Here is a 21,068-nt window from a genome sequence, read left to right as displayed (position 1 = left end):
CCCGAGCCGCCTTTTGCGTCCCGATTTGGGCGCCGTCCTCAGCGGATCCGGTCGAGCATCCGGTAGTAGAGCCCCACCATGGGCAGGAACCAGGGCTTGCCGGAATAGCCGGCGATGGTCGGCCAATCGAGCCCGTCCACGGGATTGCGGTTCTCCCGGCCGAGGATCGCGTCGGCGAGGATGAGGCCCATCTGCACCGACATCTGCGCGCCGTGGCCGGAATAGCCCATGGCGAACCAGACCCCTTCCGCGAAGCCCGCCCGGGGGAAACGGTCCTGCGTCATGTCGACGAGACCGCCCCAGCAATAGTCGATCTCGATCTTGGCCAGATGCGGGAAGATCTGCGCGAGGCTCGCCCGCAGGATCGCGCCGCTGCGCGCGTCGGACGTCTGGTCGGACTTCGCCGAGAAGCGCGCCCGCCCGCCGAAGATCAGCCGTCCGTCCGGCGCGAGGCGGAAATAGTTGCCGATGTTGAGAGAGGTCACGCAGGTGCGGTCGCCCGGCAGCGTGCGCGCGATTTCCGCCTCGGTGAGCGGGCGCGTGGCGAGGATGAAGCTGCCGACGGGCACGATGCGCCGGCGGAAATGGGCGAAGCCTTCGCTCGTGTAGGCGCCCGTCGCCAGCAGCACCGCGTCGGCGGCGATCGTGCCGCGCGACGTGACGATGCGGCTCCGCCCATCCTCCGCGACGCGCTCCGAGACCACGGCGTTCTCGTGGATCGTGGCGCCGTGCCGCACGGCGGCCTCCGCGAGGCCCGTGACCAGCCGGCCCATATGGGCCATGCCGCTCTTCTTCGACAGCATCGCGCCGTGAAAGGCGTCGGAGCCGATCTCGTCGCGCAGCTCCTCGCGGGTGAGGAAGGCGGTGTCCGGGTCCACCTCGGCATGGACCAGCTCGAAATTGCTGCGCAGGGCCGCGACATGCCCGGGCTTGGAGGCGAGCTTGAGCTTGCCCGACCGGCGGAAGGCGCAATCGATGCTCTCCTCGCGCACGATCCGCTCGATCGAGTCCACGGCGTCGTCATAGGTCCGGTAGAGACGCTTGGCGCGCTCGGCCCCCAGATGCGCCTTGGCGCTGGCATAGCCGTGGGCGATGCCGTTGTTGAGATGTCCGCCGTTGCGCCCCGACGCGCCGACGCCGACCGTTCCGCTCTCCAGGACGACGACCCGCGCGCCCGCCTTGGCCAGTTGCAGCGCGGCCGAGAGACCGGTGAAGCCCGCCCCGATCACGGCGACGTCGTAGCGGCCCTCGACGGGGCCCTCCGCTCCCTTGTCGAAGCGCGGGGCGGTGTCGTGCCAGTAGGATTTGAACTGCATGGATGCGCTTCCCGCCTTGGTGCCCGGAGGAGAGGTCCGGCGGCGAAAGGGCCGCCGGACGGAGTGCTTCGCGGTCGGGCTCAGAGGCCGAGGACGCCGGGCAGGCCGCCAATATCCCGGATTTCCGTATAGCCGTAATAGGGGTTGGCCGGCTCGTGGCCGCGATTGACCCAGACCTTGTTCTCGATCCCGAGATCGTGCGCCGTCATCAGGTCGTAGCGGAAGGACGAGGAGACGTGGAGAATGTCCTCGGGACGGGCGTCCAGCTGGCCGAGCATGTATTCGAAGCCCTGCATGCGGGGCTTGTAGGACTTGGCCTGTTCGGCGGTGAACACGGCGTGGAACGGCGCGCCCAGCTTCTCGACATTCGACATGATCTGCGAATCCATGGCGTTCGAGAGGATGACGAGCGGAAATTCCTTCGCGACGCTGGCGAGCCCGGCCGGCACGTCGGGATGGGGACCCCAGCTCGGCACCGTCTCGTAGATCCGGCGCGCGTCCGCGGGGTCGAAGGCGACGCCGTTGCGCTTGCAGGTCCGCTCCACCGCGTTGTGGACGACCTCCCCATAGGGTTTCCAGTCGCCGAGGATCTCGTCGAGGCGGTAGGCGGCGAAATCCCTGATGAAGGCCTGCATCCGCTGCTCGTCGAGCTGCTCGCCGTAGATCGCTCGCGCCGCCTCGGCCATCTGGAAATGGGTCAGGGTGCCGTAGCAGTCGAAGGTGATGAATTTCGGCCGGAACTGGCTCATGGATCGATCCTCGGGAGATGGCGGCGGCATTCCGTGCCGCGCGTCCCGATCATAGGGACCAGCGTTTCGGACGATCGACCGCATTGGCGGGGTCGCGAAGCAGAATGTTGCGTATCGTCCGAGCCGCGCGGCAGAGAGTTTTTCGCCGGCGGGGCGGCGGGCTCCGGCCGGACGGGCTTTGCCGGACCTTCCGGGGGCGCGGCATAAGATGCGGAAGGCGGCGGTGCCTTAAGCGAAAAACCCTCGGCCGGCGCCTCGAAGACGAAAGCCGCTGCCGGCCGTCCCGGTCTATTCCTCATCCAGAACGGGAACGGGAGGCGAGCGGGCCGCATGATGGCACGGGACATCACGCTGGAAACGATGGACGAGCGGCATCTGGACGAGGCCGTGCGCCTGTCCGGGGAAGCCGGCTGGCCGCATCGCCACGACGACTGGCGCCTGGTCCTGGCCGCCAGCGACGGCCTCGTCGCGCTGGACGGCGAGGCCGTCGTCGGCACCGTCGTGACGACCCGTTTCGACGCGTCGACCGCGGCGATCAACATGGTGATCGTGGATGCGGCCATGCGCGGGCGCGGGATCGGCCGCCGTCTGATGGAGGCGGCCCTCGCGCGCGCCGGCGACGGCGGCTGCCGGCTGACGGCGACGCAGGACGGGCTGCCCCTCTACGAGAAGCTCGGCTTCGTCGCGACCGGCGAGATCGTCCAGCACCAGGGCGAGCGCGGAAGCGTCGCCGCGCCGGACGGCGTCGAATGGGCGCAAGAGGGCGACCTTTCTCGGATCGCCGATCTGGACGCGAAGGCGCAGGGCTTCCGCCGCGACCGCGTCCTTGCCGCGCTCGGGCGTGTCGCGCGCTACGCGGTCCTTCGCGAGGGCGGGGCGGTCGAGGCCGCGGCGGCCCGCCGCCCGTTCGGCCGCGGCACCGTGATCGGTCCGATCCTCGCGCGCTCGCCGCAGGAGGCTCTGCGGCTTCTCGACTTCCTCCTCGCGCAGGAGGCGCAGGGCGCCTTCACGCGGGTCGATACCGACCGGTCCACCGGGCTCGGCCCGCACCTCGCCGAGCGCGGGCTCGTCCATGTCGGCGGCGGCATCGCGATGCGGCGGGGGCCCGCGGCCTCCGGCCCCGCAACCCCCTATCGCACCTTCGCCCTGATCAATCAGGCCCTCGGCTGAACCGGAGTCCGCCATGCTCATGAACTCGCTCGTCGAACTCGACCGGGCCCATCTGGTCCATCCCGTCGCCTCCTATCGCGGCCACGAGAAGGCCGGCGTCCGGGTCCTGGCATCGGGCCGGGGCGCCACCGTCACCGACGCCTCCGGCCACGAGCTGGTGGACGGTTTCGCGGGCCTGTGGTGCGTGAATGCCGGTTACGGGCAGGACAAGATCGTGGAGGCCGCGACGCGCCAGATGCGCACGCTTCCCTACGCGACGGGCTATTTCGGCCTCGGCTCCGAGCCGGCGATCCGCCTTGCCTCGGAACTCGCCGACCGGGCCCCGGGCGATCTCAACCACGTCTACTTCACCCTCGGCGGGTCCGACGCGGTGGATTCCACCGTCCGCTTCATCCGCTACTACCATCATGCGCTCGGGAAGCCGGAGAAGGACCAGTTCATCTCCGTCATGCAGGGCTATCACGGCTCCTCGACGGTCGGCGCCGGCCTCACGGCCCTGCCGGCCTTCCATGCCGGCTTCGGCCTGCCGTTCGACTGGCAGCACAAGATCGCCTCCCACTATGCCTATCGCAACCCGGTCGGCTCCGATCCCCAGGCCATCGTCGAGGCCTCGGTCGCGGCGCTGCGGGCGAAGGTGGAGGAGCTCGGGCCCGAGCGCGTCGCGGCCTTCTACGTCGAGCCGATCCAGGGGTCGGGCGGCGTCCTCGTGCCGCCGGACGGCTGGCTGAAGGCGATGCGCGAGACCTGCCGCGAGCTCGACATCCTCTTCGTGGCCGACGAGGTCATCACCGGCTTCGGACGGACCGGCCCGCTCTTCGCCTGCTCGGACGATGACGTCGTGCCGGATCTGATGACGGTGGCCAAGGGCCTGACCTCGGGCTACTGCCCGATGGGCGCCGTCTTCCTCTCCGATCGCGTCTACGACACGATCGCCGACGGGGCGGGCATGGCCGCGGTCGGCCACGGCTACACCTATTCGGCCCATCCGGTGAGCGCGGCGGTCGGCCTTGCCTGCCTCGATCTCTACGAGAACGGCCTTCTGGAAAACGGACGCCGCGCGGGCCGACGCCTGATGGAGGGGCTCGGCGCCCTGCGCGACCATCCGCTGGTCGGCGAGGTGCGCGGCCGCGGCATGCTCGCCGCGGTGGAACTCGTCACCGACAAGGCGAACAAGACCCCGCTGCCCGCGGCGGCCGAGCCGGCGCGCCGCATCTTCGATCGCGCCTGGGACAACGGGCTCGTGGTCCGCGCCTTTCCGACCGGGATCCTCGGCTACGCTCCGCCGCTCTGCTGCACCGACGAGGATATCGACCGCATCCTCGAGCGCACGCGCCTCACGCTCGACCAGACGCTGGAGGACCCGGACGTGCGGGCCGCCATGCGAGGCTGACGGTTTTTTGCGCATGTCGGCTGCCTGCATAAATTCTGCCGCGCCGCCGTATTCGCAATTTTCTGCCGTCCACCGAAGGCAATTCGGCGCAATTCGCGACGGCCGGACGGCACACTGAGGACACAGACGAAAGACCTCGCGGCCGGGCTCCGGCGCCCGGTCGAACGCCCGGCCGGCACGCGCCGGGCCGGGCTTGGAGAAGGTGGACCATGGCAAAAGACCTCCGATCGTTCCGCTATCTGACGTTCGACGTCGTGGGGACGCTGATCGACTTCGAAGGCGGCCTCGTCTCCTCGCTCCAGGCGATCGGAGCGAAATCCGGCGTGCGCGTCGACGGCGAGGAGGCGCTCGGCCTCTATCGCAAGGCGCGCTACACGAAGGAGGCCGACCGCTTTCCCGACGATCTCGTCCGCGTCTATTCCGTCATCGCGCCGGCGCTCGGCCTGCCGGAGGGACGCGAGCATGGAGAGGCGCTGCGGGACGGCGTGAAGAGATGGGCCGCCTTTCCCGACAGCGCCGAGGCCTTGGCGCGCCTTGGCCGGCGCTATCGGCTGATCGCGATGACGAACGCCCAGCGCTGGGCCTTCGAAGGCTTCTCCAGGACGCTCGGCGAGCCCTTCCATGCGGGCTTCACGGTGGACGATACCGGCGTCGAGAAGCCCGACCCCGCCTTCTTCGAGACGGTCTTCGCCTTCGTCGAAGGGGAGGGCCATTCGAAGGACGACATCCTCCATGTCGCCCAGAGCCAGTATCACGACATCGGCGTGTCGCGCCGTCTCGGGCTGGCCAATTGCTGGATCGAGCGGCGCCACGGGCTGGAGGGCTACGGCGGCACCATCGAGCCGAGCGCCTTCACCCGGCCCGACCACCATTTCACCACGATGGCGGCCCTCGCCGACGCGGTCGAAGCCTGACCCTTTTTCCGCTCGCCCTCAACCGACCATTCGTCGTCAATCCAGGGGAAATGCCATGTCCGACAAGATCGCCAACTGGACGTCTCGCGACGATGCCATGGTCGAAAGCGCGATCCGGCGCGGGGCCAACCGCCGCGAGCTCCTGCAGATGATGCTGATGGGCGGCGTCGCGCTGGCGGCCGGCACCACCCTTCTCGGCCGCGCCACGGCGGCGCTGGCCGCCGAACCGGTGCGCGGCGGCCATCTCAAGATCGCCGGCTGGACCTCGTCCACCGCCGACACGCTGGACCCGGCCAAGGCGTCGAACTCGACCGACTACACGCGCTGCTGCAGCGTCTACAACCGCCTGACCTATATCGACGGTTCGGGACAGGCGACGATGGAGCTCGCCGAAAGCATCGAGAGCTCCGACGCCAAGGTCTGGACCGTGAAGCTGCGCCAGGGCGTCACCTTCCACGACGGCAAGAGCCTGACCGCCAAGGACGTCGTCTTCTCGCTGAAGCGCCATCTCGACCCGGCCGTCGGCTCGAAGGTCAACGCGATCGCCAAGCAGATCGCCGAGGTGAAGGCCGTGGACGACACGACCGCCGAGATCACACTCGGCGCGCCGAACGCCGACCTGCCGACGATTCTCGCCCTCCACCATTTCATGATCGTGGCCGACGGCACGACCGACTTCGCCAAGGGGAACGGCACCGGGCCCTTCAAGATCCGCGAGTTCCAGCCGGGGACGCGGTCGGTCGTGGAGCGCAACGAGCATTACTGGAAGGCGAACGGCCCCTATCTCGACTCCTTCGAGTTCTTCGCCATCATGGACGAGACGGCGCGCCGCAACGCGCTCCTCTCCGGCGACATCCATCTCGCCGCCAATCTCAACCCGCGCTCCATGCGCGCCCTCGAGAACGATCCGGCGGCCCAGCTCTTCGTCACCAAGCTCGGGACCTATACCGACCTCAACATCCGCCTGGACACCGCGCCGGGCGACAAGGCGGGCGTCGCCGAGGGATTCAAGTATCTCATCAACCGCGAGACCATCCAGAAATCGGTCCTGCGCGGCCTCGCCGAGATCGCCAACGACCATCCGATCCCGTCCTGGAACCCCTATTTCAACGCCGAGCTGAAGCAGCGCGAATTCGATCCGGAGCGCGCCAAGTCGCTCTTTCAGAAGGCGGGCGTCCTCGGCCAGGAGATCCACGTCACCGCGTCCGAGGCGGCGAGCAGCTCGCTCGACTACGCGGCCGTCCTCCAGCAGGCGGCGGGCCAGATCGGCCTGAACATGGTCATCGACCGCGTTCCCTCCGACGGCTACTGGTCGAACCACTGGATCAAGGACCCGATCCATTTCGGCAATCTCAACGCCCGCCCGACGCCCGACATCCTCTTCTCGCTGCTCTACCAGTCCGAGGCGGCCTGGAACGAGAGCGGCTACAAGTCCGAGAGGTTCGACTCCATGCTCATGGAGGCGCGCGGTCTTCTCGACCAGGCCAAGCGAAAGGAGATCTACGGCGAGATGCAGGCCATGATCCACAACGACGCGGGCACGGTGATCCCCGTCTTCCAGTCGAATGTCGACGGCGTCTCCCCGAAGCTGAAGGGCCTGGTGCCGAACCCGCTCGGCGGCCAGATGGGCTTCGGCGCGGCCGAATACGTCTGGTTCGAGGCCTGATCGGGCATCGCCATGCCCCGGCGACGGCGCATCACGCGCCGCCGTCGCCGGGTGCCTCCTTCCTCTCCTCGCGCCGGATGGGTCGTCCATGAACTCTCTCATCCTCCGGCTGATCGCGGGCCGCATCGCGGTGGCGCTGGCGACGCTGCTCATCGTCGCGGTGACGATCTTCTGCGCGACGGCGCTCCTGCCCGGCGATGTCGCGGAGATCCTCCTCGGCCAGGCCGCGACGCCCGAGGCCGTGGCCGGCCTGCGCACCGCCATGAATCTCGACCAGCCCGCCGTCCTGCGGTTCTTCGCCTGGCTCGGAAATCTGGCGACCGGCGATCTCGGCGTCTCCTACGTCAACAACATTCCCATCGCCGACCTCATCGGCGCACGGCTCGTCAATTCCCTGAAGCTGGCCGGCATCACGGCCGCCCTCTCGGTTCCCGTCGCCCTCGCGCTCGGCATCACGGCCGCGATCCTGCGCGGCACCGTCTACGACCGCATCATCTCGTTCCTGACGATCGGCATCATCTCGGTGCCAGAGTTCATGGTCGCCACGCTCGCCGTGCTCGTCTTCGCGGTCACGCTCGGCTGGCTGCCGGCTTTGTCCATGACCGGTGACGTGACGAGCTTCTCCGGCCTCCTCAAGGCCTTCGCCATGCCGGTGATCACGCTGAGCTTCGTGATCTCGGCGCAGATGATCCGGATGACGCGGGCGGCCGTGATCGAGACGCTGAACACGCCCTATGTGGAGATGGCGCTTCTGAAGGGCGCCTCGCGCCGCCGCATGGTGCTGCACCACGCCCTGCCGAACGCACTCGGCCCGATCGTCAACGCCGTGGCGCTGTCGCTCTCCTATCTCCTGGGCGGCGTCATCATCGTGGAGACGATCTTCAACTATCCCGGCATCGCCAAGCTGATGCTGGACGCCGTGTCGACCCGCGACCTGCCGCTGATCCAGAGCTGCGCGATGATCTTCTGCATCGCCTATCTCCTCCTCATCACGATCGCCGACCTCGTGGCCATCGTCTCCAACCCGAGGCTCCGCAGGTCATGACCGTCCCGATCACCGGCGCGCGAAAGTCGCGCCGCAGCCGCCTCGGCTACCGCGTCAACGCCGTCGGCGTCGTCGCCTTCCTCGTGATCCTCGCCTGGGCGGTGGTGGCGATCCTCGCGCCGTGGATCGCGCCCCATCCGGTGGGCGAGATCGTGGATTTCGACTTCTTCGGGCCGATCTCCGAGCAATATCGGCTCGGCACCGACTATCTCGGCCGGGACGTCCTCTCGCGCATCATCCACGGCGCGCGCTACACCGTCGGCATCTCGCTCGCGGCCGTGACCATCGCCTGCGTCTGCGGCGTCACGCTCGGCATGACGGCGGCGGTCGTGGGCGGCTGGTTCGACAGCGCGCTCAGCCGCTTCCTCGACGCGCTCACCTCCATCCCCAACAAGATCCTCGCCCTCGTCCTCGTGGCGGCGGTCGGCTCGTCGATCCCGATCCTCATCGCGACGCTCGCCTTCATCTACATTCCCGGCTGCTACCGCTTCGCGCGCTCCCTGTCGGTCAACATCAACGCGATGGACTACGTGACCGTGGCGCGGGCGCGCGGCGAGACGCTCGGCTATCTCATCCGCGCCGAGATCCTGCCCGGCATCATCGGCCCGGTCCTCGCCGATATCGGCCTGCGCTTCGTCTTCATCGTTCTCCTCCTGTCCAGCCTGTCCTTCCTCGGGCTCGGCGTGCAGCCGCCCAATGCCGACTGGGGCGCGCTGGTGAAGGAGAATATCGGTGGCCTCTCCTTCGCGGCCCCGGCCGTGATCTTTCCCTCGATCGCCATCGCGAGCCTCACGATCAGCGTGAATCTCCTGATCGACAACCTGCCCCGCAAGATCCGCGACCGGAGCGAAGACGCATGACGGCCCTCGTCCAAGTCCGCGACCTGAAGATCGAGGCGCGCACCGACGCGGGCCGCACGGTGGAGATCATCCGGGGCGTGTCCTTCGACGTCGCGGACGGGGAGATCGTCGCCCTGATCGGGGAGAGCGGATCGGGCAAGACGACCATCGCGCTGAACTTCATGGGCTACACGCGGCCCGGCTGCCGCGTGACCGGCGGCAGGGTCCTGTTCGACGGGCAGGATATGGTCACTCTCGGCGAACGGCAGCGGGCCGAACGGCGCGGCTCGTCCGTCTCCTACGTGCCGCAGAGCGCGGCGGCGGCCTTCAACCCCGCCCACCGGATCATGGATCAGGTCGTCGAGGTCACCCGCATCCACGCCTCGATGCCGATCGCGGAGGCGAGGCGCAAGGCCGTGGATCTGTTCCGCGCGCTGGCCCTGCCCGATCCCGAGACGATCGGCGACCGCTTCCCGCACCAGGTGTCCGGCGGCCAGCTCCAGCGCCTTTCCGCGGCCATGGCGCTGCTCGGCGATCCCAAGCTCGTCATCTTCGACGAGCCCACCACCGCGCTCGACGTCACGACGCAGGTCGAGGTGCTGCGCGCCTTCAAGTCGGTGATGAAGAAGGGCCGGGTCGCGGGCGTCTACGTCTCGCACGACCTCGCCGTCGTCGCCCAGATCGCCGACCGCATCGTCGTCCTGCGCCATGGCGAAATCCAGGAGGAGGGGACGGTGGAGGACATTCTGGAGCGTCCCGGCCATCCCTATACGCGGGAGCTCCTCGCCGCCTTCCGCCCCGCCGCGACGGTGCGCGCGCCCGAAGTCGAGGCGCGGCCATCCGCGCCGCTGCTCGTCGTCCGGGACGTCGTCGCCGGCTACGGCGAACTGGCCGCCGACGGCACACCCAAGCTGCGGGTCCTCGATAAGGTGAGCCTCGAGCTCCGGCGCGGCCGCAATCTCGGCATCATCGGCGAGTCTGGCTGCGGAAAGTCCACGCTCGCCCGCGTCATCGCCGGCATCCTGCCGGCGGCATCCGGCGAGGTCGTCTTCGACGGCAAGCCCCTGGCCCGCGACCTGCGCCATCGCAGCCGCGAGGAACTGCGCGACCTGCAGATCGTGTTCCAGTTCGCCGACACCTCGCTGAACCCGTCGAAACCGATCGGCGAGATCCTCGCGCGCCCTCTGGTCTTCTACCACGGCATGGGCGGGCGCGAGCGCGAGGCGCGCATCGGCGAATTGCTCGACATGGTCCATCTGCCGGGAAATCTGCGCCATCGGCGGCCCGGCGAACTGTCGGGCGGCCAGAAGCAGCGCGTCAACCTCGCCCGTGCGCTCGCGGCGGACGCCAAGCTGATCCTGTGCGACGAGATCACCTCCGCGCTCGACACGGTGGTGGCGGCCGCGATCATCGAGCTCCTGAAGGAGCTGCAGCGCGAGCTCTCCCTGTCCTATCTCTTCATCAGCCACGACCTGACGACCGTGCGCGCGATCTGCGACGAGGTGGTGGTCATGTACAAGGGCGAGAAGATCGAGCAGCTGACGCCGGCGCTCGGCGACGGACAGCCGAGCCACCCCTATTCGCGCCTTCTCTTCTCCTCCGTGCCTCAGCTGCGGATCGGCTGGCTCGATGGTCTGGAGCAGGATCCCGAACTGCTGCGCGCCTTCGCGCAGCGCTGATGCGTCAGGTCGGGAACATCCTGTCCAGCGAGAGATGATTGCGGACCAGAGGCGACTTGAGGACGACGAAGCTGAAGTATTTCTCGATCCCGATATCCATGTCGAGAAGCCGTTCCATCGTCGTCTGATACTCCACGACGCCCGGCATCATGAACTTGATGAGATAGTCGTAGCCGCCCGAGATGAGGTGGCATTCCATGACGCTGTCGATCTTCTCGATCCCCGCCAGGAACCGCGCGAAGTCGATGCGCCGATGGTTCTTGAGCGTGATCTCGGTGAAGACGGTCAGCGTCTTGCCGAGCTTGGCGATGTCGATCTGCGCCGAATAGTTGATGATATAGCCCTCGCTCTGCAGCTTCTTGACCCGCATGAGGCAGGGGCTCGGCGACAGATGGACGAGTTCGGCCAGCTCGACATTCGTGATGCGGCCGTTCTTCTGCAGCTCGGAGAGTATTCTCAGGTCGATCCGATCGAGCTTCATGGCATTCCGTCTCGCTCCCGGCGGTTGCGATTCCTTAGCGCAGGTCCGCCCGCCGGTCACCACCGAGCCTCTCCGGCGGGGGCTCGCAACATTTCCCTGTCGGGCGGCGCATCAACGACAGGATATGCGGGCGCGACCGCGCCATGCGCAGACCAATCCGTCCCGGCCTTGGCTATCCTGCCGGCGGATCGCAAGGAGATATCATGCGTGCGCCACTGATGCGGATCGAAACGAGCCCGGCCCTTCCCCGGGAGGCCGACGTGGTCGTGGTCGGCGGCGGGGTCGCGGGCGCCTTCTCGGCCTATTATCTCGCCCGCAGGGGTCTCAAGGTCGCCCTGGTGGAGAAGGGGCTGGTGGGCGCCGAGCAGTCCAGCCGCAACTGGGGCTGGTGCCGGCAGCAGAACCGCGACGCGCGCGAGCTTCCCATCTCGACCCGGAGCCTCGATCTCTGGGACCGGCTGGCCGCCGAAACGGGAGAGGATGTCGGCTTCCGCCGCTGCGGCCTGTTCTATCTCTCGCAGAGCGAGGCCGAACTGGAAGGCTGGGCGAAGTGGCGCGATTTCGCCCGCACGGTGGGCGTGACGACGCATATGCTGACCGCCGGGGAGGCGAGCGAGCGCGGCCACGCCACCGGCCGCTCCTGGAAGGGGGGCGTGTTCTCGCCCAGCGACGGCACGGCGGACCCCTCGCGCGCCGTGCCCGTCGTCGCGCGGGCGATCATCGCCCAGGGCGGCACGGTGCATCAGGGCTGCGCCGCGCGCGGGCTCGAACTGTCGGGCGGCCGGGTGAGCGCCGTCGTGACGGAAAAGGGCACGATCCGCACCAGGGTCGTCGTCATGGCGGGCGGCGCCTGGGCCTCGTCCTTCTGCCGCCAGCTGAACGTCCGCTTTCCGCAGGCGGCGGTGCGCTCCTCGATCCTGGCGGTCTCGGCCGGCGCCAACGACCTGCCGGATGCCCTTCACACGGCCGACGTCTCGGTGACGCGCCGCGGCAATGGCGGCTACACGCTCGCCATCAGCGGGCGCGCGCGCGTCGATCCGACGCCGCAGCAGATCCGCTTCGCGCGCGAGTTCGTGCCGATGTTCGTACGGCGCTGGAAGAGCCTGGCGCCGGGCGGCCTCGAGGGCTGGCGCTCGGGCCACGAGACGCTGCGACGCTGGCGGCTGGACGAGGTGACGCCGATGGAACGCATGCGGATCCTCGATCCCAAGCCCGACGCCGCCCAGATCCGGACGACGCACGAGCGCGCCCTGGACCTCCTGCCGGGCCTTCGGAACACGACGATCACCCACAGCTGGGCCGGCTATATCGATTCGACCCCCGACGGCGTGCCGGCGATCGGCGAGATCGCGGCCGTGCCGGGCTTCGTCCTGGCGGCCGGCTTCAGCGGGCACGGTTTCGGCATCGGGCCGGGGGCGGGGCATCTCGTGGCCGACCTCGTCACGGGGGCGGCGCCCATCGTCGACCCCGAACCCTACGATCCGGCCCGCCTCGACAGATCCGCCTGGGGCCAGGTCGCCGACTTCTGACCCGCCGTCTTGCGCGGCCCTCCTGGGCGCGACGATCCTCCGGTGCTCGATCCTTCCGACTCCAATGTTGGGGGGGGCGAAGGTCGCGTTGCGTCATATCGACTGGCTCGACCGCCCGGAACCCGTCCCAAGGACCCCCTGCAGCAGGGAGTCGGCAGGGGGAAGGATATGAGTCCAGGTCCTGCCGCTGAGGCTGCTCACCTGTACAGTTGCGGGCGGCAGCTTCTCACGGTGCTCTCGCCTTGCAGTTCCGTCGTTTGTAGGTCGCGATGCTCCGGTATTGCGGGGGCCCGGGCCTTGTCGGAAGCCAGGCTTTAGCCCGCGCCGGCCCCCGGTGATCGAGGCAGGCGTCGAGGTTGGGGCGCAAGCGAAAGTCATGCAGACGGTGCGCTCGTCCGCCGCCGGCCTCCCGAAGGATCGTTCAGGGCGGCCAGGCGAGACACCGATCGGACGAGTTCACCAGCCGTAGCTGAAGGTCGTGCCGCTGCCGCCGTTGCCGTTCTGGACGATGTCGTCGTCGGTGCCGCGTCCGAACTGGAAGAGGCCATAGGTGTTCCGGTCGCCGTTCTGCTGAAGCGTACCCGAATTGCGGTTTCCACGCTGCTCGACGAGGCCGACATTGCCGTCACCGCGCTGGGCAAGGCCCGCGCTGTTGCCCTCGCCCTTCTGGCGGATCGAGCCGCCGCGAAGGTCGTTATAGAGGGAATAGAGGCGCAGGCCCGTTTCCAGAGCCCCCGCCGTGTCGCGGTCGGACGGCGCATAGGTCCAGGAAAAGCGGCCGCCGGCCTCGGCAGGCGTTGCGAGGATATCCTGTCCGAGGAGACCCGCGAAGAGCGTGGCGAGAATCAGTTTCGTCTTGATGCGGTTCGTCATGAAAGGCCTTAGGTGCGCGGCGTTGGCGGGCGCGTTGTCAGGAGTTTCGAGCCCTGCTTGCAAGGCGGATCGGTGCATCGGGTGCGAGCTCATATGCTGCCGCGGATGCGCCGGGAGCAGGAGAGCGTGTCGCCGGCGATGGTGAGATCGAGATTTGCCTGGTAGGTGCCGCCGTTCGACCCGAGCGTCACGGTGCCGAGCGTCGCCGGTCGCCCAGGGACGGCGTGAAACGGTCCGCTCTGCTGGATGTTCGTGCCCGTACCGGAGACGCTCAGCGAATAGCTGCCGCTGATCGTGTTCTCGGCTGTGGCAAGAGCGGTGAGGCCGATGGTGCCGGCTTGGCGCGACACGCGGATTTCGCAGGCGGCCGGTCCTTCGGCGGCCTTCCCGGCGCCCTGTCCGGCGGTCACCACGCCGCCGGGCGCGCCGCCGGAGATGACGAGGAAAGCCAGCGCCAGGGTGATATGGCGTGGCCGGCGAATGATCGATGGCATGGCGAACCTCCTTGAATGAGCGGGTTTGAGACTGCCGGCTCAATCGCAAGCCTGGACGATGGCCGCGACATTGCCGCTGCCGCCCTGGGCGACATTGGCATCGCAGCCGCGTCCGACCTGCACGCCAGCCGCGATATTGCCGTTGCCGTCCTGGGTGAGGATCGTGGTGTGGCTCGAGCCGAACTGGCCGATGCCCGCAGCGTTGCGATTGCCGGTCTGGTAGGTCGCGCCGTAATTGTCGTTGCCCTGCTGGCCGACGGCCGAGAGGTTCCGGTCGCCGCGCTGCTGTCCGACCATTCGATTGTAGCGCCCGTCCTGATGCACGCGCATGCGGTTGCGATAGCCGTTCTGGGCGCCGCCGGCCGAATTCGACCAGCCGTACTGGTCGATGCGCACGTCGTTTGCGGAGGCGGGAGCGACCGCGGCAAAGCCAGCAAGAGTGACGAGAACGGCGGCGAGGGTCTGGCGGATCATGGCGGCGTCTCCGGTAAGAGCGCGAAGCGCTCGGGATCGAACGCACCTTTTCTGGCCCCCTCGACCCGAACCGGCGCTGAAGGCCTCGTTCAGTCGGCGTTCAGTGGGCCATGATGTCGATGTAGCCGACGATGCGCCGTCCGGAGGACGAACTCGCCCAGGCTATGACGGGAAAGGCTCCGTCGGCGATTTTCGTTTCCGTCAGCAGGATCCATCGGCTGACATCAGGCCGTACAGGATGTCGTAGCCTGTCGGCGCAACGCTCCATCGATGTCACGCTGCCCGGTAGCCGGGTTCACGTTAAACCCCTCATCGCGGTCCATGAAGGTCCGTCACCGCCTCGACCGGTTGCGTGAACCAGCTCGAACCCGACTCCGTCACGTGCAGATGGTCTTCGAGGCGAATGCCGAAGCGGTCGGGTAGGACGATCATGGGCTCGACGGAGAAGCACATGCCCGGCGCGAGGAGCATGTCGTTGCCGCGGACTATGTAAGGTGGCTCGTGGATCTCGAGGCCGATGCCATGTCCGACGCGATGCGGCAGCCCCGGCAAGCGGTAGTCGGGGCCAAGGCCATGGGCGCGAAGCACGTCGCGGGCGGCGTCGTCCAGCGCCCGGCAGGGGACGTCGGGACGCGCAGCGGCGAAGACGGCCTCCTGTGCGTCCCGCTCGATGGTCCATATGCGAGCGAAGTCCGGCGTGGGCTCGTCGATCATATAGGTGCGGGTGAGGTCGGAGTGATAGCCGTCGAGCCGACAGCCCGTATCGACGAGGATCGCTTCTCCCGGCTGCAGCACCTGATCGCCGTCAGCGCCGTGCGGCAGCGCCGTGGCGGCGCCGAAGGACACGATGGCGAAGGTCGAACCGCTGTCTGCGCCAGCCCGGCGGTGCTCGGAGTCGATGAGCGCAACGATCTCGGACGCCCGGACACCGGGCCGCATCGCCGCCCTTGCCGTAGCCTGTACCGCGCAGGTGATCCCCATCGCGTGGCGGATCAGAGCGATCTCGGCCGGCGACTTGATCATGCGCAGACCGGAGATCAGGGGGCCTCCGTCGCGAAGGCGCTCGGCCCCGACTGTCCGGGCAAGGCGGTGGAAGACGAAGAGCGGCAGGGATTCGTCGAGAGCAAGGGTGCCGCTCGGTCCAAGAAGGTCGGCCACCAGCGCGGATGGATCGTCCTCTTCGTTCCAGAGGGCGAGTTCGCCTGAAAGCCGTGGCAGCGTCCCGACACGCGAGCCCTCGAAGGCGGGCACCACGTAGATGAGGCGATGGTGCGTGACGAGCGCGCCGCAGAAACGCTCGCTGGGATGCCAGACGAGCCCGGTGATGTAGCGCAGGCTCTCCGTCGAACCGAGCAGCAGGGCCGCTACGCCCGCCTTTTCCATCGCGGCGCGAAGGCGCGAAAGCCGGTCCCGGCGCTCGTCGTCCCCGATGCGGGGGACCGGATGGGACCAAGCTGGATTTGAGGTCATGGAGTGGTTCCGTTCGGCGTCTGGACCGAGGCATGTTGCGTTTGACCGGGTGGCGGTCCGATGCCTGTCATACCGAATCGAGCGACCGGCCGGACTCTCGATCGAAGAGATGCATGCGCATCATGTCGATTCCGAGCGGCAGGATCTCTCCCGCCTTCGGTGACAGATCGGGATCGATCGAAGCGCAGAGCGTTTCGCCCGCGAGGTCGAAATACACCATCGTCGTCGCGCCCAGCGGCTCGACGAGGTCGACCCGTGCTGAGATCGGAACGGTGCCGGGGCGATTCTCCTTGCCCGTGATCGCCTCGGGGCGGATGCCGAACTCGACATCACGGCCGGCATGGTTGCGATAGGCCTTTTCCCGTTCGGCGGGCATGTTCAGCCGCGTGCCGTCCGACAGGACGATGACGAGCGCACTGCCGTCGCCTTCAAGCCTTGCGGGCATGAAATTCATGGCCGGCGATCCGATGAACTTCGCAACGAAACGGGTGAGGGGCCTGTGGTAGAGTTCATGCGGCGGGCCGGACTGCTCGACGAGACCGGCGTTCATCACGACGACGCGGTCCGCCATCGTCATCGCCTCGATTTGGTCATGTGTCACGTAGACGGTGGTGGTCGGTAGGATCTGGTGGAGCCGCTTGATCTCGGTGCGCATCTGGACGCGAAGCTGAGCGTCGAGATTGGAGAGCGGTTCGTCGAACAGGAACACCTTCGGATTGCGCACGATGGCGCGGCCCATGGCCACGCGCTGGCGCTGCCCGCCCGAAAGCTGTCCGGGCCGCCGGTCGAGTAGTGTCTCGATGTGCAGCGTCTCGGCGGCGCGGCGGATTCGCGCCTGGATCTCGGCCTTGGGCACCCGCTGCTGTTCGAGGCAGAAGGAGATGTTCTCGGCCACCGTCATATGCGGATAGAGCGCGTAGTTCTGGAACACCATCGCGATGTCGCGCTCGCCCGGCTGCAGGCGGTTCACGACTTTACCGCCGATCACGATCTCGCCGCCCGTGATGTGCTCCAGCCCGGCGATCATGCGAAGAGTCGTCGACTTCCCGCATCCGGACGGTCCGACGAAGACGACGAACTCGTTGTCGGCGATGTCGAGATCGACGCCTCGCACGGCCTCGTAGATGCCGTAGGACTTGATGACCTTCTTCAATTCCAGCCGTGCCATCGCCGTATCCTCAAGCTTCCAGAAGCCAGACCTGCATCGCGCCGGGATCCCGGTTGGCCCACAGGTGATACGGCACCGCCTTGAAACGCCGGGGCGTCAACACAGGAGGTTCCGTGCGATAGAGGTCGCCGCTCCAGGCGTCGGGCACGGCCTCGAGTGCATCACCCTCCAGGACGACGGCACCACCGAGCAGATCGGGATCGAAGCGCGGCTCGATCGATGCCCCTGCCGCCAGCCGCAGACGCTGCGGCACGGTGCCGACGTCGACCTCTTCGACGCAGTAAACCACCGGTCCGCGCCGAAGGGCCACGCGGCCTGCGTCCTCACTGGCGTCGGGATGGGCATAGAGGCGTTCCACCGGCATCGGGAAGCTCAGTCGGATCTCGTCGTCGTTGGTCCATGTCCTCGTGATCGACACGTATCCCTTCGTCGTCGCGGCCACGGGATCGATCGTCTCGCCATTGACGGTCAGTTCGGCCTTCCGGCACCAGCCAGGAATGCGAAGCGACAGCTTGAAAGACGTCGGGTCTTCAAGCGTCAGGCGCAGGCGGACATCGCCGTCCCATGGATAGAGGGTCTCCTGCCGCAATCGTACGAAGCGTGTCCCGAGCGAGAGTTCCGCCGTGGACTCGGCATAGAGATGGACCGCCAGTTCGTCGTCACGGGTGGAGTAGACATACTGGCCGAGCGAGGTCAGGAGCCGGGCGATGTTCGTCGGGCAGCAGGGACAGTAATGCCACTTCCAGCGACGATGCTGTCCATGGCTTTCGAGCACGTTCTCGTAAAAGTAGTGCTCGCCATCCCGGGCGATGCCGGACAGCGCGCCGTTGTAGAGAACGGTCTCGAGTCGGTCGGTAAAACGGGCGTCGAGGTCGGTCTGCGCCAATCGATGGGTCCAGAAGCCGAGCGCCACGGCCGCGCAGGTCTCCGCATAGGCCGTCTCGTTCGGTAGGTCGAAGGGACGTGTGAAGCCTTCGTTCGATGCGGACGGACCGAGGCCGCCGGTGACATAGAGCTGTCGACCGACGAGATCGTCGAAGAGCCGGTCGCAGGCTTCCTTCAGCGACGGATCGCAGGTCTCGAACGCGAGGTCGGCCATGGCCGAGAAGAGGTACATCGCCCGAACGGCATGTCCGACGACTTCGGACTGTTCGCGGACGGGCTTGTGTGCCTGGCTGTAGGCATAGGTCTTGTAGACGTAGTCTGCAGGATCTTCTCCGCGCCGCCGCGCTTCCTCGTCGTAATAGAAGGGTCTTTGACCGCGCTCGTCGACGAAGAAGGTGGCAAGCGACAGGTGTCGGGGATCGCGGGTGACCCGATAGAGCTTCACCAAGGCGAGCTCGATCTCCTCATGGGCGTCATAGGCCCTCAGCTTCCCCGGTTCCGGTCCGAACGTATCGATGATGTGGTCGATGGCCCGTATCATCACGTCGAGAAACCGGCGTTTGCCCGTGGCGTCGAAATAGGCGACGGCTCCTTCCAGAAGGTGGCCCATCGAGTACATTTCGTGAAGGTCGCGCAGGTTCGTCCAGCGCTTCTCGGGCTCCCTGCGAATGAACCAGCTGTTGAGATAGCCATCGGCCATCTGCCCTTCTGCCAGCTTCTCGACGATTTCATCGATCTTGGCCTCGATTTCTGGATCCCGGTGGTTCTTGAGCGCATAGCTGGCCGCCTCGATCCACTTGCCGAAATCGGAATCGAAGAAGTGTTGCATCGAGAGGCCGCTCGGCTGGATCGGCCGTGCCAAGGGGGAAGGGGGCTTGCCGAAGTCGAGGACCTCCAGAAACCCCTCTTCGTCGAGGCGGCGATATTGCGACGGGATCGTGACCTCGCGGGCCGTCCGCGTCCAGCTTTCCCAGAAGCCGCCGGTGAAGGCGACGCTGGCGTGATCGACGGGCACCAGCCGCTGGGACGCGCGTGTCTCGGCCGTCGCTGGGGCGGCGTTTGGACGGGACGGCATGGGTAGGCTCCTTGCGGGTCTACTTCACGGCTCCGGCGGTGAGGCCGCGCACGTAATAGCGTTGCAGAAGAAGGAAGAGGACGATGCAGGGCACCATGGTGACGGCGATGCCGGCCTGCAGGGCGCCCCAGTCGATGATGCCGTAGATGCCGGACGACACGTTCACCAGCATGATCGGCAGGGTGAACTTGCTCTGGTCCGACAGGAAGATCAGCGCGGCGAGGAACTCGTTCCACGAATTCAGAAAGGCGAACATCGCAACGGTCGCCACGCCGGGCAGTGCGATGGGCAGCATGATGCGACGCAGGATCGTCCATTGCGAGGCGCCGTCGATCCGCGCCGCCTCGATCAGCGCCCGAGGCACCGCATCGAAGGCGTTGCGCATCATGAAGATCGAGAATGGCAGCTGAAAGGTCACGTAGATGAGGACGAGCCCGACGAGGCTGTTCTGAAGCCTCATGACCTTCAGGATCAGGAAGAGGGGTGTCAGGATCGACTGGAACGGGATCATCATCGTCGCCATGATCACGACGAAGAGCGCGGTCTGGCCGGGAAAGCGGAACTTGGAGAAGCCGTAGCCGGCGGGCACCGAGACGAGAACGGTCAGGACGACCGTTCCGACCGCGAGGGCGGTCGAGTTCATGGCGTAGGTCGTCCATCCGGCTCCGACGCTTTCGAGGCGGCGGTAGTTCTCGAGCGAGAACGCCTTGGAAAAGAGCGCCACCGGGTCGGCCAGCGCATCCGCCGCCGGCTTGAAGGAGTTGGCGAGCGACCAGACGATCGGCATCAGGAAGACGAGGGCGATCATCCCGCCGATCAGGACGAAGACGACGTATCGCATCGTGTCGCCCGACGCATCCGCGGCTGTCGTATCGGGCCGCATCAGCCGTCCTCCGGGCGCTTGCCCATGAAGCCCAGCTGAATCGAACTTATCGCGACCAGGACGACCAGCAGGACGAAGGACATGGCCGCGCCGTAGCCGAGGCGATAGGACGAGAAGGAAGCGAGGTAGATCGAGAAGACGGCGGAGATGGTCATGTTGCTGGGACCGCCCTGCGTGATGATGAAGAACTGGTCGAAGGCCAGCATCGAGGATGTCACGTTGAGGACGAGGGCGAGGAGGATCGAGTTGCGCATCAGCGGAAGCGTGATGCGCCGGAAGCGGGCGAGGGGACTTGCCCCGTCGATCTTCGCCGCTTCCACGACATCGTTCGGGATCGCCTGGAGGCCGGTGAGGAGGATCACCATGGTGAAGCCCGCCGTCTTCCAGACCACCATCGCGACCACGACGCCGAGCGCAGGCCAGAAACTCTCGAGCGGGCGCGGCGCGGCGTCGATGAGCCCGATCCCGCGGAGAAGCTCGGCGAAGACTCCGTTGTCGGGATTGAGCAGCCACATCCAGAGCGTCGAGGCGGCCCCGAAGCCGATGACGACGGGAAGAAAGAAGATCGTACGAAACAGACCGGCCGCCCGGAGCGGGCGGTCGACCAGCAGCGCGAGCGGCATCGCCACGGCCATGATCGCGCTCGTGACGATCGCCGTGTAGAGCGCGGTGAAGCCGAGCGAGCGCCAGAACTGAAAGTCTTTCAGCAATTCGGCATAGTTGGCGAGGCCGACGAACCGCACCCGGCCGAGAAGCGGCCAGTTGTGGAGGCTCATCCAGACCGCCATGAACAGCGGCAGGAGGAAGAGGAGGGCGATGAAGAGGAGGCTGGGGAGGATGAAGGCGAGGCCGAGCCAGCCCTTCGGCTCGGCCTCGCCGACGGCGACGGTCGCGCCGCGTCTGGTCCTCTTCATGGTTTCGGCGACGATCGTCACGCGCGACATCCTCGATAGTGGTCGAACCGTCCG

The 21,068-nt window shown here is 67.3% G+C and carries 19 protein-coding genes; 8 read left to right on the top strand and 11 right to left on the bottom strand.

From position 1 onward, the window contains the following. Window positions 1–38 precede the first annotated feature (38 nt). Complete coding sequence (locus ASG48_RS16000; protein WP_055852128.1) at window positions 39–1,316, bottom strand: FAD-binding oxidoreductase; 1,278 nt, start codon at window positions 1,314–1,316, stop codon at window positions 39–41. Between the two features lie 80 nt (window positions 1,317–1,396). Then, window positions 1,397–2,065, bottom strand: coding sequence for a haloacid dehalogenase type II (locus ASG48_RS15995; RefSeq protein WP_055852125.1), 669 nt, complete (start codon window positions 2,063–2,065; stop codon window positions 1,397–1,399). 330 nt (window positions 2,066–2,395) lie between these two features. Between ASG48_RS15995 and ASG48_RS15990 the strand changes: the two genes are divergently transcribed. The 7 genes from ASG48_RS15990 to ASG48_RS15960 all read left to right on the top strand — a co-directional run bounded on the left by ASG48_RS15990 (window position 2,396) and on the right by ASG48_RS15960 (window position 10,768). Further along, entirely contained in the window at window positions 2,396–3,235 is an 840-nt protein-coding gene (locus ASG48_RS15990; protein ID WP_055852122.1) for a GNAT family N-acetyltransferase, read from the top strand. Between the two features lie 13 nt (window positions 3,236–3,248). Beyond that, window positions 3,249–4,625, top strand: coding sequence for an aspartate aminotransferase family protein (locus tag ASG48_RS15985; protein ID WP_055852119.1), 1,377 nt, complete (start codon window positions 3,249–3,251; stop codon window positions 4,623–4,625). A gap of 209 nt (window positions 4,626–4,834) precedes the next feature. After that, window positions 4,835–5,539: an HAD-IA family hydrolase gene (locus ASG48_RS15980; RefSeq protein WP_055852117.1), complete on the top strand. Its 705-nt coding sequence runs from the start codon at window positions 4,835–4,837 to the stop codon at window positions 5,537–5,539. Between the two features lie 55 nt (window positions 5,540–5,594). Continuing rightward, a complete protein-coding gene (locus ASG48_RS15975) occupies window positions 5,595–7,205 on the top strand; it encodes an ABC transporter substrate-binding protein (protein ID WP_055852115.1) in 1,611 nt (536 codons plus the stop codon). 88 nt (window positions 7,206–7,293) lie between these two features. Beyond that, entirely contained in the window at window positions 7,294–8,250 is a 957-nt protein-coding gene (locus tag ASG48_RS15970) for an ABC transporter permease (RefSeq protein WP_055852114.1), read from the top strand. After that, on the top strand, window positions 8,247–9,110 hold the full coding sequence (locus ASG48_RS15965; RefSeq protein WP_055852112.1) for an ABC transporter permease: 864 nt from the start codon (window positions 8,247–8,249) through the stop codon (window positions 9,108–9,110). Before ASG48_RS15970 ends, ASG48_RS15965 begins: the two co-directional genes overlap by 4 nt. Continuing rightward, window positions 9,107–10,768 (top strand): ABC transporter ATP-binding protein, encoded by a 1,662-nt coding sequence (locus ASG48_RS15960; protein WP_055852108.1) that lies wholly within the window; start codon window positions 9,107–9,109, stop codon window positions 10,766–10,768. The genes ASG48_RS15965 and ASG48_RS15960 overlap by 4 nt, the downstream gene beginning before the upstream one ends. Before the next feature lie 4 nt (window positions 10,769–10,772). On the opposite strand, the gene ASG48_RS15955 is transcribed toward ASG48_RS15960, so the two are convergent. Then, the gene (locus ASG48_RS15955) at window positions 10,773–11,249 is read right to left on the bottom strand and encodes an Lrp/AsnC family transcriptional regulator (protein WP_055852105.1); all 477 of its coding nucleotides are present in this window, start codon (window positions 11,247–11,249) and stop codon (window positions 10,773–10,775) included. Between the two features lie 203 nt (window positions 11,250–11,452). Between ASG48_RS15955 and ASG48_RS15950 the strand changes: the two genes are divergently transcribed. Further along, window positions 11,453–12,778, top strand: a complete 1,326-nt coding sequence (locus ASG48_RS15950; RefSeq protein WP_055852102.1) for an FAD-binding oxidoreductase — start codon at window positions 11,453–11,455, stop codon at window positions 12,776–12,778. 456 nt (window positions 12,779–13,234) lie between these two features. On the opposite strand, the gene ASG48_RS15945 is transcribed toward ASG48_RS15950, so the two are convergent. The 8 genes from ASG48_RS15945 to ASG48_RS15910 form a co-directional block, all read right to left on the bottom strand. Beyond that, a complete protein-coding gene (locus ASG48_RS15945; protein WP_055852099.1) occupies window positions 13,235–13,651 on the bottom strand; it encodes a hypothetical protein in 417 nt (138 codons plus the stop codon). An 89-nt stretch (window positions 13,652–13,740) separates the two neighbouring features. Next, window positions 13,741–14,145: a curli-like amyloid fiber formation chaperone CsgH gene (csgH, locus tag ASG48_RS15940; protein ID WP_055852096.1), complete on the bottom strand. Its 405-nt coding sequence runs from the start codon at window positions 14,143–14,145 to the stop codon at window positions 13,741–13,743. 39 nt (window positions 14,146–14,184) lie between these two features. Further along, window positions 14,185–14,619, bottom strand: a complete 435-nt coding sequence (locus ASG48_RS15935; protein ID WP_055852093.1) for a curlin — start codon at window positions 14,617–14,619, stop codon at window positions 14,185–14,187. Between the two features lie 309 nt (window positions 14,620–14,928). Beyond that, window positions 14,929–16,089, bottom strand: coding sequence for a Xaa-Pro peptidase family protein (locus ASG48_RS15930; protein ID WP_055852090.1), 1,161 nt, complete (start codon window positions 16,087–16,089; stop codon window positions 14,929–14,931). Window positions 16,090–16,156: 67 nt separating this feature from the next. Continuing rightward, window positions 16,157–17,257, bottom strand: coding sequence for a sn-glycerol-3-phosphate ABC transporter ATP-binding protein UgpC (gene ugpC / locus ASG48_RS15925; protein ID WP_055852086.1), 1,101 nt, complete (start codon window positions 17,255–17,257; stop codon window positions 16,157–16,159). 10 nt (window positions 17,258–17,267) lie between these two features. Further along, window positions 17,268–19,217 carry a beta-L-arabinofuranosidase domain-containing protein gene (locus ASG48_RS15920; protein WP_055852083.1) on the bottom strand — a complete coding sequence of 650 codons (1,950 nt, stop codon included), beginning with the start codon at window positions 19,215–19,217 and terminating at the stop codon, window positions 17,268–17,270. A 19-nt stretch (window positions 19,218–19,236) separates the two neighbouring features. After that, window positions 19,237–20,100 (bottom strand): carbohydrate ABC transporter permease, encoded by an 864-nt coding sequence (locus ASG48_RS15915; protein ID WP_082529535.1) that lies wholly within the window; start codon window positions 20,098–20,100, stop codon window positions 19,237–19,239. Beyond that, window positions 20,100–21,029 carry a sugar ABC transporter permease gene (locus tag ASG48_RS15910; RefSeq protein ID WP_055852338.1) on the bottom strand — a complete coding sequence of 310 codons (930 nt, stop codon included), beginning with the start codon at window positions 21,027–21,029 and terminating at the stop codon, window positions 20,100–20,102. The genes ASG48_RS15915 and ASG48_RS15910 overlap by 1 nt, the downstream gene beginning before the upstream one ends. Between the last annotated feature and the right edge of the window lie 39 nt (window positions 21,030–21,068).

The sequence above is a fragment of the Aurantimonas sp. Leaf443 genome, assembly GCF_001425575.1.
Lineage (GTDB): Bacteria > Pseudomonadota > Alphaproteobacteria > Rhizobiales > Rhizobiaceae > Leaf443.
Note: the sequence above shows the minus strand (reverse complement) of the source record. Positions and strands in the feature narration are given on the sequence as shown.